The organism is Rathayibacter sp. AY1F2, assembly GCF_002930885.1.
Lineage (GTDB): Bacteria > Actinomycetota > Actinomycetes > Actinomycetales > Microbacteriaceae > Rathayibacter.
This window is the reverse complement of record NZ_PSVG01000003.1, coordinates 51,506-63,784: the sequence shown is the minus strand read 5'-3', so window position 1 is coordinate 63,784 and position 12,279 is coordinate 51,506. Positions and strand designations below refer to the sequence as shown.

Genomic DNA, 12,279 nt, shown 5'->3' with positions numbered 1-12,279 from the left:
TCGTGGGCACCCGGTCGAGGAGCGGCGCGGCGGCACTGTGCGCCGTGCTGCTCCTCGCGGGGTGCGCCGCCGCGGACGGGAGCGGAGGAGCGGAGACGCCCGCGAGCGCGCCCGCGCCTCCGGCCCTCGCTTCTGCTCCCCCGCTCACTCCTCCCCCGGTCCCCGCGCCCGACCCCGCCGCTGCCGCGCCTGCGCGCACCGTCGGCGTCGAGCCCGCCCGGCTGAGCGTGCCCGCGATGGGCCTGGACGAGCCGCTGATCGCGCTGGGCATCCAGTCGGACGGGGCGATGGAGGTGCCGGTGGACTACGACGACGTCGGCTGGTTCTCGGGAGGCGGGCGCCCGGGTGGCAGCGGCCGCACCGTGATCGCGGCGCACGTCGACTCGCGGTCCGGTCCCGCGGTCTTCTTCCGCCTCGGCGAGCTCGCCCCGGGCGACGAGATCGCGGTGAGCGGAGTGGACGGCTCCGACCACCGCTACCGGGTGATGGCGGTCGAGTCCCACGCCAAGGCCGCGTTCCCCACCGCCCGCGTCTTCGGCGCGACCCTCGAGGAGGAGCTGATCCTCGTGACCTGCGGAGGCGAGTACGACGCGGCGATCGGCCGCTACCGGGACAACCTGGTGGTGTTCGCCTCCCCGCTCTGAGTCCCGCCACGGAGGCGCGGCACAGAGGCGCGGCACAGAGGGGCGGCACGACCGCCCGGCATCGTGGCGCGGAACGGTGGCGCAGAGCACAGCACGAGTGCCCCGCCGGCGCAAGGGTCCGGGCGCGCGCACGCCGTGTGGTCGGATGGGGAGGGCCGGCCCCCCGCCGGCGCTCTCCTCCCGCTCCCCACCGCCGTGGCGCGGCCGATCCGACAGGACGCCCGTGTCCACCAGCCCCCGCCCCACCCTCTTCGCCCTGCCCGGACTCGGGCTCGACGGCCGCGCCTTCGACGCGCTCGGCCGCGAGCTCGCCGACGTCGCGGACCTCGTCGCGCTCGACCTGCCCGGTGGATCCGGGACCTCGCTCGAGGAGATGACCGCTGCCACGATCCGCCGGATCCGCGAGCACGACGCCTCCCGCTGGCTGCTCCTCGGGCACAGCATGGGCGGGAAGATCGCCTCCCTCGTGGCCTCGCGCACGGTCACCGGCCGCTCGGGCCTGTTCGGGCTCGCGGGCGTCGTGCTCCTCGCCGGGTCGCCGCTCTCGCCCGAGCCGATGGAGGAGGAGCGCCGCTCGACCATGCTCGGCTGGGTCGACGACGGGCACCTCGACGAGGCGCAGGCGCGCGAGTTCGTCGACCAGAACGTCGGCTCGCCGCTGCCCGCCGACGCCGACGCGGAGGTGCTGGCCGAGCTGCGCCGCTACTCCCCCGAGGGCTGGCGCGACTGGCTCGAGCACGGCAGCCGCGAGGACCGCACCGGAGAGGCCGCCCTCGGAGCCGTGCCCGCGCTCCTGATCGCGGGCGGTGCGGACGGCGACCTCGGCGCCGACGCGCAGCGCCGCCTCAACGGCTCCCTCTACTCCCGTGCCCGGCTGCTCACGCTCGCCGGGGCGGGCCACCTGCTGCCGTTCGAGCGCCCGGTCGAGGTGGCGGCGGCGATCCGCCGGTTCTGGGAGGAGGAGGCCGGCACGGCGCCGTCGGTCCCGGCCGACGTCGGCGCAGCCATCGCCTCCGCCCGCACCTCCACGCGGGTGCGCGGGCTGCTGGCCGTGCGCGCGCTCGCCGACGACCCGGAGTACGCGCCGCGCGCCCTGACCGTCGCCCAGCTCGCGGAGCTGCGCGCGATCGCCGACCGGGTCGTCCCGCAGGAGGGCGGCCGGATCGACCTGGCCGCACGGGTGGACACGCAGCTCGCGAACGGCGAGGGCGACGGCTGGCGCAACGCCGACCTGCCGGCCGACCCGATCGCCTACGGTCTGGCGCTCGACGCCCTCCGGGGCTTCGCCGGCCTCGGCCCCGCCGAGCAGGACGCGCGCCTCACCGCGATCGCCGACGGCTCCGCGGAGCCCGGCGACCGCTCGGCCGGCGGGCTCGGTGCCGAGCAGCTGACCGCATGGTTCGAGGACTGCCGCGTCGACCTCGTGAAGCAGTGGCTGGCGCACCCCGCGTCGATGGCGCGGATCGGCTACGACGGCTACGCCAGCGGCGGCGACACGCTGCCGCTCGTGACGGGCTTCCGCCTGCTCGGCGCCGACGACCGCGAGACCTGGGAACCGACGACGAGGAGTCACCGATGAACACGACCGGCATGCGCCGCTTCCCGCTCGACGAGACGGTCGACGCCGTCGTGATCGGCACCGGGGCCGGCGGAGCGCCCCTGCTCTCGGTGCTCGCCGCTCGCGGGCTGCGCGTCGTCGCCCTCGAGGCCGGGCCGCACGTCGATCCGCTGGGCCACACCGCCGACGAGACGGCGGCCGTCGAGATCAACTGGATGGAGGAGCGCCTCAGCGGAGGCGAGACCCCCACCGCCTTCGGGCAGAACAACAGCGGCCGCGGGGTCGGCGGCTCGACGTTGCACTGGGGCGCGTTCACGCCCCGCCCCGACCCGCGCGACCTGCGACTCCGGAGCGACTCCGGCGTCGGCCGCGACTGGCCGATCGAGCACGCCGAGCTCACCGCGTACATCGAGAAGGTGGAGGCGACGATCGGAGTGGCGGGCCCGGCCGAGTACCCGTGGGACCCGTCGCGCCGCTACCTGCAGGGCCCGCTCGCGCGGAACGCCTCGGCCGACATGATGCTGCGCGGCTGCGCGGCGATCGGGATGCGCGCGACCGACGCGCCCGCCGCCGTGCTCAGCGGCCCGCGGGACGACGGCCGGCCCTCCTGCGTCAACTGCGGCCAGTGCCATCAGGGCTGCCGGACCGGCGCGAAGACGAGCATGGACGTGACCTACCTGCCGGAGGCGGTGCGGGCCGGCGCCGAGATCCGGGCCGACTCGTTCGTGCACGGGATCGAGCTGGACGCTGCGGGCCGCGTGTGCGCCGTGGTCTACACGAGCGGCGGAGTGGAGCACCGGCAGCGCTGCTCCGCCCTGTTCCTCTGCGCGGGCGGCGTCGAGACGCCCCGGCTCCTCCTGCACACCGGCATCGCGAACAGCAGCGGCCAGGTGGGCCGGAACTTCCTGGCGCACGGGGCGACCCAGGTCTGGGGCACCTTCGAGAGCGAGATGCGCGGCTACCGCGGCTACCCCTCCTCGGTGATCACCGAGGACACCGTCCGCCCGGCCGACGCGGACTTCGCGGGCGGCTACCTGATCCAGAGTCTCGGAGTGATGCCGCTGACCTACGCGACGACGCTCGCCCGTGGCGCGGGCCTCTGGGGCAGGGATCTGATGGACGCGCTCGACGGCTACCGCTTCGCGGCGGGCGTCGGGATCAACGCGGAGTGCCTGCCCGCCGACGGCAACCGCCTGGAGCTGACCGACGAGCTGGACGAGCACGGGGTGCCGAAGGCGCGCATCACGTTCTCGGCGGGCGCCAACGAGGAGGCGATCGACCGGCACGCGATCCGGACGATGACCGCGATCGTGGAGGCGGCCGGCGCGACGAGCACGCGGGTGATGGCGCGCACGGCGCACACGCTCGGCACCGTGCGGATGGGCACCGACGCGGGCGACGCCGTGATCGACGCGGACGGCCGCAGCTTCGACGTGCCGAACCTCTGGGTGTGCGACAACTCGGTGTTCCCGAGCGCGCTGATCGCGAACCCGGCGCTCGCGACGATGGCGCTCTCGCTGCGGACGGCGGACCGCTTCCTGGCGGCGTAGCGTCGTGGCGGCGGGACGGCTGCGTCGCGGCGGCGGGACGGCTGCGTCGCGGCGGCGGGACGGCTGCGGGGCGGCCGCGGGGCGGGACGACGGGCGAGGTGCTCCTCCGCGTCGCCGACTGACCGCGCGGGCGTGCCCGGACTGCGCACCCCGCCGGATCAGCCGTGGGGCCGTGCGGGGCGCCAGCGCAGTCGCGAGACGCGCTGCCCGAACGGCGGCCCGACGCGACGGCGCTCGACGGCGGTTCGGCGCGCGCTGAGGTGCCGAGGTGCCGAGGTGCCGAGGTGCCGGATCGTGGTGGCCGAACGGCGGCAGGGCGCAAGGCGGCGGCACGGCCCTGGTGTCGGCACGGCGTCAGGCGACGGTGCGGCCCCGGTGACGGTCCGCGCCTCAGCGACAGTGGCGCGGCGGTGCGGCCGCGTGAACCCGAGCGAAGGCGCGGATCCGAGCGGCAGTGGCGCGGCGGTAGGGCGCTGAGCACTCGCCTCCGAGCGACAGCACGGCCCGATCACCAGCGCGAACCCGCGCAACGGGCCGAACCCGCCCGACAGCCGATTCCCTCAGGGGTGCACGGCAGCACGGGAGCACGAAAGCACGGCAGCACGGCAGCACGGCAGCACGGCAGCACGGCAGCACGGCAGCACGGCAGCACGGCAGCGTGTCAGAACGGCGGCGGCCGGTCCGCGAACCTCGGAGTCGCGGGCGGGCCTGGACGGAGCCGTTCCTCGAGGCCCGGCGGGCGCGTGGTGATGCGGCGGCCGGTGGGGGTGGTCCAGTCGGCGGTGCCGTCGGGGTGGAGGACGTAGGTCCAGCGGTCGCCGTGCCGCACGTGGTGATGGGCGACGCAGAGGCTGGCGAGGTTGGCGGGGTCGGTGCCGCCGCCGTTTCGCCACTCGACGACGTGGTCGGCCTCGGCGCCCGCGGCGGAGCGGGTGCAGCCGGGGAAGCGGCAGGTCACGTCGCGGAGCTGGAGGAGGAGCCGCAGCTCGCGGTGCGGCAGTCGGCGTGTGCGCCCGACCGAGAGGACGGCGCCCGTCCGGGGCTCGGTCAGCACGCGGGTGACGGTCGCGGGGACGAGGCTCCGAGCGACGTCTGCCGGGATCGGGCCGTAGCCGTCGAGCTCGGCGGAGGCGTCGTCGGCGCCGGACGCGGTGCTCGCCGACAGGGTGACCCGCACCTCGGCGCGCACGCCGGTGACGAGGGTCGGAACGGGCCGATCGGCGCCGACCGGGTCGGGCACCGTGCCGATGACGTCCGCATCGCAGAGGAGGTCGGCGAGAGCGTCGGCTCTCAGCTGGGCGAGGGTCCGCGCGTCGCCCGCTCGGGAGATCGCATCGACGGCGCCCGCCCCGGTGGTCCCGGCGGGCTCCGCTCCGGTCGTCCCGCTGGACTCCGCTCCGCAGGAGCCCGCTTCCGCGGCGGCGAGCGGCGGCGTCCCTTCCGCCGCGTCGCGGAGGATCCGGGCGATCCGGTCGAGGCGGCTGTACGCCCCCACGGCGACCGGGGCGGGGAGGAGGGCGCAGAGCGTCGCCATGCCGTCGACCTCGGGGGTCAGCCAGACCGCGCGGTCCTCGCGGGCACGTCGGTGGCGCTCGGCGAGGGGCTGCTCGTGGAGCTCCTCCCGCAGTCGGGCCAGAGCGCGCCGCAGCTGGGTCGGCGTGGTGCGGGCCGCGAGCTCGGCCGCCCGCGTATCGAACGCGGCGCGGGAGCCTGGGGGCAGGGTGGCCGCGACGGCGCAGACGACCTGGCCCGCCTCCCACCGCAGGCGCGCCCCGGCGAGGGCGGCGCGGGTGGCCGGCAGGTCTTCGACGAGGAGGCGCGCGTGGTCGAGCTCGCGGGAGGCGACCCGCTCGGAGACTCCGAGGGCGACGGCGAACTCCGCACGGATCGATCGCTCGGCGAGGTCGCTCGACGCGTCGGACGCCGAGCCGCGGGCGAACGACTCCGGACGCTCGAGCGCGGCCCGGTGCCCGGCGTGCAGCTCCTCGGCCGCGGCCAGGAGCAGCGGGGACGCCGAGCGGGCCAGCGCCGCGGCTCGGTCGCCGCGAGCACGCACCTCGCTGAGCACCGCCTCCGCTGCTGTCGACCCGCTGATCATCGTCATACGTGTATTCAATCAGCGACCACCGACACGGAAGCGACGGATCGTCACATCCGTGGAGAACCGGCGTGAGGCCCTCCTGTGGAGGGAGGGATCACCGCAGCCGACACCGCACATCCCCGCCGTCCTCGGGGCGGCGCGCGCAGGACACCGGCGCAACACCCCGCCACACGCACCGCCACACGCCCCCCGCTCACGCGAACCGCACCGCCACACACGCCCCCGCTCACCCGAACCGCACCGCCACACGCACCCGCTCACCCGAACCGCACCGCCACACGCACCCGCTCACCCGAACCGCACCGCCACACGCACCCGCTCACCCGAACCGCACCGCCACACGCCCCCGCTCACCCGAACCGCACCGCCACACGCCCCCGCTCACGCGAACCGCACCGCCTCACGCACCCCCGCACGCCCCCAGCCTCACGCGAAACGCCCCGCCACCTCCGCCAGGCACTCCCGGAACACCCGCACGGCCGGCGACGCCAGCTGCGCCTCGCGCTGGGCGGTGAAGATCGTGCGGCGGGGCGTGCCGGGCAGCTCGAGGAGGCGGCAGTCCGGCGCCTCGCCCGCCCAGACCAGGTCGGGCATCAGGGCGACGGCGTGGCCGGAGGCGGCGAGGCGGATCTGCGCCTGCAGGTCGGCGGTCTCGAAGCGGACGTCCGGCTCGAAGCCCGCGACCCGGCAGGTCTGCTCGGCGAAGTGGCGGCTCGCGGTGCCGCGCGGCTCCATCACCCAGGCGGAGTCGCGGGCCGAGGCGAGGTCGACCACGGCGGAGTCGCGGCTCACGGCGAGGCGGATCGCGTCGGTCGTCAGGTCGCTGCGCACCAGTCCGGGCAGCCAGGAGGTCGAGTGGCCGGGGTACTGCTCGGCGACGACGAGGTCGAACTCCCGCGCCCACGACGTCTCGTGCAGCGCACCCTCCGGCTCGCGCTGCACCATCTCGATCCGCACCTCCGGGAAGCGGTCGGCGACGGCCCGGAGCGCGCCCGGCATGAGCGCGAGCGCGGCCGACTGGAACACCGCGACGCGCACCCGGCCGGTCACCGACTCCCCCGAGGCCGCGAGCGCCGCCTCCGCCCGCTCGAGCAGGGCCATCACCTCGCCGGCCGCCTCGACCAGGATCTCGGCCTGGGGTGTGAGCTGCACGCGCCGGCCCGCCTTCCGCAGCAGCTCGACGCCGGCCTCGCGCTCGAGCACGGCGAGCTGCTGCGAGACGGCCGAGGGACTGTAGGCGAGGGCCTCGGCCGCGGCGGCGAGAGTGCCGCGGATGGCCACCTCGCGGAGCAGGACCAGGCGGCGGACATCGAGCACGGCGTCCCTCCGATCGTTCAGCTGAGCTGACCGGTACCGGTAAGGAACGGTCGCTTCTGCTCAACGGTAGCCGGTCGAATACTGAAGGCACCCACCTCAGAGCAGAAGGACCGCACCATGACGGATCTCGCCAGCCCCGCTCTCGCCACCGGCCCCGCCGCCGACGGCCCGTCCACCGATTCGATCGATCCCCGCCTGGTCGACGAGAGCGTCGCCCTGGTGCGGCGCTGGCTGCGCGAGGCGTCCGCGATCCCGATCGACGCCTCCGGGGCGCAGCTGGCGGGCGTGCTGAAGGACCCGGCCGGCCTGGACTTCACGGTCGGCTTCGTCGACGGCGTCGTCCGCCCCGAGGACACCCGCGTCGCGGCGGCGGCGCTGAAGGCGATCGCGGGCGGCGTGCCGTCCTTCCTCCCTGCTCCGATGCGCGGCGCGGTCGCCCTCGGCGGCGTCATGGCGCCGCTCCTCCCGGACGTCGTGGTGCCGATCGCGCGCCGGGTGCTGCGACGGATGGTCGGCCACCTGATCATCGACGCGACCGACTCGCGCCTGGGCCCGGCCATCGCCGCGATCCGCCGCGACGGCGTCCGGCTCAACATGAACCTGCTCGGCGAGGCCGTCCTCGGCCGCGAGGAGGCCCACCGCCGCCTGGACGGGACGCACCGGCTCCTCGCCCGCGACGACGTCGACTACGTCTCGATCAAGGTCTCCTCGAGCACCGCCCCGCACAACCCGTGGGCCTTCGACGCCGCGGTCGACGACATCGTCGAGGAGCTGGCGCCGCTGTTCGCCCGGGCCGCTGCCTCCTCGCCGCAGAAGTTCATCAACCTCGACATGGAGGAGTACAAGGACCTCGACCTCACCATCGCGGTCTTCACCCGCATCCTCGACCGGCCGGAGTTCCTCGGCCTCGAGGCCGGCATCGTGCTGCAGGCCTACCTGCCGGACGCGCTCTCGGCGATGATCCGCCTGCAGGAGTGGAGCGCCGCCCGCCGGGCCCGCGGTGGCGCCGGCATCAAGGTGCGCCTGGTCAAGGGCGCGAACCTGCCGATGGAGCAGGTCGAGGCCTCGGTCCACGGCTGGCCGCTGGCGACCTGGAGCAGCAAGCAGGACTCCGACACGAACTACAAGCGCGTCGTCGACTACGCGCTGCACCCGGAGCGGATCCGCAACGTGCGGGTCGGCGTCGCCGGGCACAACCTCTTCGACGTCGCGTACTCGTGGCTGCTCGCCGGCACCCGCGGAGTCCGCGAGGGGATCGAGTACGAGATGCTCCTCGGCATGGCCCAGGGCCAGGCGGAGGCGGTGCGCCGCACGGTCGGCTCGCTCCTGCTCTACACGCCGGTCGTCGCGCCGGCCGAGTTCGACGTGGCGATCGCCTACCTGATCCGCCGGCTGGAGGAGGGCGCGTCGAGCCAGAACTTCATGTCGGCCGTCTTCGAGCTCGAGGCCGACCCGGCGCTCTTCGCGCGGGAGGAGGAGCGGTTCCGCGCCTCCGTCGCCGCCCTCGACGGAGCCGTCCCCCCGGCGCACCGCGTGCCCGACCGGTTCGCCGCGAGCGGCCGTCCGGGACCGGGCGACTTCCGCAGCACCCCCGACACCGACCCGTCCGTCGCCGCGAACCGCGAGTGGGCGCAGGCGATCCTCGCGCGCGTCCCCTCCTCCCGGGCCGGCGCCGACGCGATCGAGGCCGCCACGATCGGCACCCTCGACGAGCTGGAGTCGGTGCTCTCCGGCGCCCGCGGCAGCGGCTGGAGCGACGTCCCGGCCGAGGAGCGCGCCCGCATCCTGCACCGCGCCGGCGACGAGCTGGAGGCGCGCCGCGCCGAGCTGCTCGAGGTCATGGCGGCCGAGGGCGGCAAGACCCTCGACCAGGGCGACCCCGAGGTCTCGGAGGCCGTGGACTTCGCCCACTACTACGCCGAGCGCGCCCTCGAGCTCGACGCGGTCGACGGCGCCCGCTTCCACCCGGCCGCGCTGACCCTGGTCGCTCCGCCGTGGAACTTCCCGGTCGCGATCCCGGCCGGCGGCGTCCTCGCGGCGCTCGCGGCCGGCTCCGCCGTGGTGCTCAAGCCCGCCGGACCGACCGCGCGCTGCGGCGCGGTGGTGGCCGAGGCGCTGTGGGCGGCGGGCGTGCCCCGCGAGGCCCTGCGCCTGCTCCGCCTGCCGGAGGAGGAGCTGGGGCGCGACCTGATCGCCTCCCCGCAGGTCGACCGCGTGATCCTCACCGGCGCCTACGAGACGGCGGAGCTGTTCCGCTCCTTCCGGAATGACCTCCCGCTGCTGGCCGAGACGAGCGGCAAGAACGCGATCGTGGTCACCCCCTCGGCCGACCTCGACCTGGCGGTGAAGGACGTGGTGGCGAGCGCCTTCGGGCACGCGGGCCAGAAGTGCTCCGCCGCCTCGCTCGTCGTGCTGGTGGGCTCCGTCGCGCGCTCGAAGCGGTTCCGCGCGCAGCTGCTCGACGCGGTCTCCTCCCTCACGGTCGGCTACCCGACCGATCCCGCGACGCGGATGGGGCCGGTGATCGAACCCGCCGAGGGCAAGCTGCTGCGCGGCCTGACCGAGCTCGGCGCCGGTGAGACCTGGCTGCTGCAACCGCGGAGCCTCGACGACTCCGGACGCCTGTGGAGCCCCGGCGTCCGCGACGGCGTGCGCCGCGGGTCCGAGTTCCACCGCACCGAGTACTTCGGGCCGATCCTCGGGATCATGACGGCGGCGACCCTCGACGAGGCGATCGCGATCGTCAACGAGGTCGACTACGGGCTCACCTCGGGCCTGCACGCGCTCGACCCGGAGGAGATCGGCACCTGGCTCGACGGGATCGAGGCGGGCAACCTCTACGTGAACCGCGGGATCACCGGGGCGATCGTGCAGCGCCAGCCGTTCGGCGGCTGGAAGAAGTCGGCGGTCGGCCCGGGCACCAAGGCGGGCGGGCCGGACTACCTGCTCGGCCTGGGCTCGTGGACCGCGGCGTCGTCGGAGGCGACCGCTCCGGTCGTCGGACCGGCCGCCCGCCTGCTCGCCGCGTCGCGCGCGGAGCTCCCGGCGGAGGAGCACGCCGCGGTGGAGCGGACGGCGCGCAGCTGCGCGGCGGCGTGGGCCGCGGGTGCTCCTCGCGACGTGACGGGGCTGGAGGCGGAGCGCAACGTCTTCCGCCGCCTGCCCTACGACTCCGCCGTGCTGGTGCGCCTGGCCGCCGGGGAGCCGCTGGGCTCGCTCGTGCGGGTGGCCGTCGCGGCGGCGACCGCGCAGGCACGGGTGGTCGTCTCGAGCGCCGTGGCGCTGCCTCCGCAGCTCGCCGCCGGTCTCGACGAGGCGGCAGGCGCCGTCGTGGTCGAGGACGACGCGGCGTGGGAGGCGCGGGTGCGCGCGCACGGCGCCGGACGGGTGCGTCTGCTGGGCGCGTCCGCCGCGACGGTGACGGCCGTGACGGGCGGGCGCCCCGACCTCGCGGTCTACGCGGGCGCGGCGACCGAGGCGGGCCGGCTGGAGCTGCTGCCGTTCCTCCGCGAGCAGGCCGTGTCGATCACGGCCCACCGCTTCGGCACGCCGGACCATCTCACGGACGGGCTGCTCTGACCGGCGCGATCCGACCGGCGTGATCCGACCGCCCGCCGCGGGATCCCGCTCCGGTGAACCCGCTCCGGTGTGTCGACTACCGGAGCGGCGTCTCGCGGAGAGGGCGACGGAGGAACGACCGGGCGGAGAGGGGTCAGCCGCAGGCCGCACGTCAGTCCGCGTCAGCTCCGCGGCGGGTCCGCAGGGGTGGAGCGCGCGTCGTTGCTGGCGCGCGGGCCCTCCGGGAGGAGCGCGGCGCGTCCCACGCCCGATCGACGGCGGCGGCCGGGGTCAGCAGGATGTGCGCATGACCCGCCAGGAGAACGTCCGGCGCACCGCCGCGCCCGCCCGCGCGCCACGCACGCGCCCGACCGTCGGCTCCGCCTTCGACCCGCGGTCGAACAGCATCAACGCCCTGCGGCTCGGGCTGGCGGTCCTCGTCATCGTGTCGCACTCCTTCCCCCTCGGCGGCTACGGCGACGACCCCGGGTTCGGAGGCTCGACCCTCGGCGCCTGGGCGGTCGGCGGGTTCTTCGCCACCTCCGGCTTCCTGATCACCGCGAGCCGGCTGCGCTCGCGATCGCTGGTCGACTTCCTCTGGCGGCGCTTCCTCCGCATCTATCCCGCCTTCCTCGTCTCGCTCCTGGTCGTGGCCTTCGTCGCCGCACCGCTCGCGTCGCTCCTCCTCGGAGCCGGCGAGTACAGCGCGGCCGGGGCGGTGCGCTTCGTGGTCGCCAATGCGGCCCTCTACATCCGGGAGTACGGCATCGCGGGGATGCTCGGCTCCGTGCCCTACCCGGGCGCGTGGAACGGCTCGCTCTGGAGCCTGTTCTACGAGTTCGTCAGCTACGTCGTGATCGGCCTGCTCGTCTCCCTGGCGCCCGCGCGCTGGGTGCGCCCCCTCGTGGTCGCGGGATTCGCGGGCCTCACCCTCGTCACGGCGGTGCTCGCGACGGACCTCGTCCCGTTCCCGGCGCCCCTCAACCAGACGGTGACGCTCGTCGGGTACTTCCTCGCCGGCGCGGTCGTGCACCTGTACCGCGACCGCCTCCCCCTGACGGGCGCGCTCACCGCTGCCGCGGCCGTGCTGCTCGTCCTCGTGATCGCGACCGGCCTCTACCGCGTGCTCGCCGGCCTCCCCCTCGCCTATCTGATGGTCGCGCTCGGCGCCCGGCTCCCCCTCCGCCGGGTGGGCGCGACCCACGACGTCTCCTACGGGATGTACATCTACGCGTTCCCCGTGCAGCAGCTGCTCTCGCTGGCGATCGTCGGAGCCGGAGCCGACGTGCCGCTCTGGGCGTACATCGCGCTCTCGGTCGCAGCGACGGTCCCCCTCGCGTGGGCGAGCTGGCTGCTGGTCGAGCGCCCCGCGATGCGGCTGAAGCGCCTCACCGCCCGGGCTCCCGTCGACGTCGAGGGCCACGTCCTGCGCTGAGGCGCGGAGCCGAGAGCCCGCAGCCGAGAGCCCGCGGCCGAGAGCCGAGCCGAGAGCACGGAGCCGCGAGCCCGGAGCCGTCCTCGCACATCCGCCTGCCCGCAGCCGTCCATGCC

7 protein-coding genes are annotated in these 12,279 nt (G+C 75.6%); 5 read left to right on the top strand and 2 right to left on the bottom strand.

All coding sequences use genetic code 11. From position 1 onward, the window contains the following. Nucleotides 1-2 precede the first annotated feature (2 nt). From C5C54_RS18200 to C5C54_RS03505, 3 genes are all read left to right on the top strand, one after another. On the top strand, nucleotides 3-644 hold the full coding sequence (locus C5C54_RS18200) for a class F sortase (RefSeq protein WP_181127845.1): 642 nt from the start codon (nucleotides 3-5) through the stop codon (nucleotides 642-644). Between the two features lie 223 nt (nucleotides 645-867). Beyond that, entirely contained in the window at nucleotides 868-2,223 is a 1,356-nt protein-coding gene (locus C5C54_RS03510; protein ID WP_104287819.1) for an alpha/beta hydrolase, read from the top strand. After that, nucleotides 2,220-3,752, top strand: coding sequence for a GMC family oxidoreductase (locus C5C54_RS03505; protein ID WP_104287818.1), 1,533 nt, complete (start codon nucleotides 2,220-2,222; stop codon nucleotides 3,750-3,752). The genes C5C54_RS03510 and C5C54_RS03505 overlap by 4 nt, the downstream gene beginning before the upstream one ends. A gap of 661 nt (nucleotides 3,753-4,413) precedes the next feature. On the opposite strand, the gene C5C54_RS03500 is transcribed toward C5C54_RS03505, so the two are convergent. Together C5C54_RS03500 and C5C54_RS03495 are read right to left on the bottom strand one after the other, a co-directional pair. Then, nucleotides 4,414-5,856, bottom strand: a complete 1,443-nt coding sequence (locus C5C54_RS03500; protein ID WP_104287817.1) for an HNH endonuclease signature motif containing protein — start codon at nucleotides 5,854-5,856, stop codon at nucleotides 4,414-4,416. A 423-nt stretch (nucleotides 5,857-6,279) separates the two neighbouring features. After that, a complete protein-coding gene (locus C5C54_RS03495) occupies nucleotides 6,280-7,170 on the bottom strand; it encodes a LysR family transcriptional regulator (protein ID WP_104261769.1) in 891 nt (296 codons plus the stop codon). Nucleotides 7,171-7,287: 117 nt separating this feature from the next. On the opposite strand from C5C54_RS03495, the gene C5C54_RS03490 reads away from it, so the two are divergent. Together C5C54_RS03490 and C5C54_RS03485 are read left to right on the top strand one after the other, a co-directional pair. Further along, nucleotides 7,288-10,749 (top strand): bifunctional proline dehydrogenase/L-glutamate gamma-semialdehyde dehydrogenase, encoded by a 3,462-nt coding sequence (locus C5C54_RS03490; protein WP_104287816.1) that lies wholly within the window; start codon nucleotides 7,288-7,290, stop codon nucleotides 10,747-10,749. A 286-nt stretch (nucleotides 10,750-11,035) separates the two neighbouring features. After that, nucleotides 11,036-12,163, top strand: coding sequence for an acyltransferase (locus C5C54_RS03485; RefSeq protein ID WP_104287815.1), 1,128 nt, complete (start codon nucleotides 11,036-11,038; stop codon nucleotides 12,161-12,163). Nucleotides 12,164-12,279: the final 116 nt, after the last annotated feature.

Bases quoted from the DNA above. Each gene is read 5' to 3' on its own strand.
- C5C54_RS03490 (WP_104287816.1), top strand. From the start codon at position 7,288: ATGACGGATCTCGCCAGCCCCGCTCTCGCCACCGGCCCCGCCGCCGAC.
- C5C54_RS03505 (WP_104287818.1), top strand. From the start codon at position 2,220: ATGAACACGACCGGCATGCGCCGCTTCCCGCTCGACGAGACGGTCGAC.
- C5C54_RS03485 (WP_104287815.1), top strand. From the start codon at position 11,036: ATGACCCGCCAGGAGAACGTCCGGCGCACCGCCGCGCCCGCCCGCGCG.
- C5C54_RS03500 (WP_104287817.1), bottom strand. From the start codon at position 5,856: ATGACGATGATCAGCGGGTCGACAGCAGCGGAGGCGGTGCTCAGCGAG.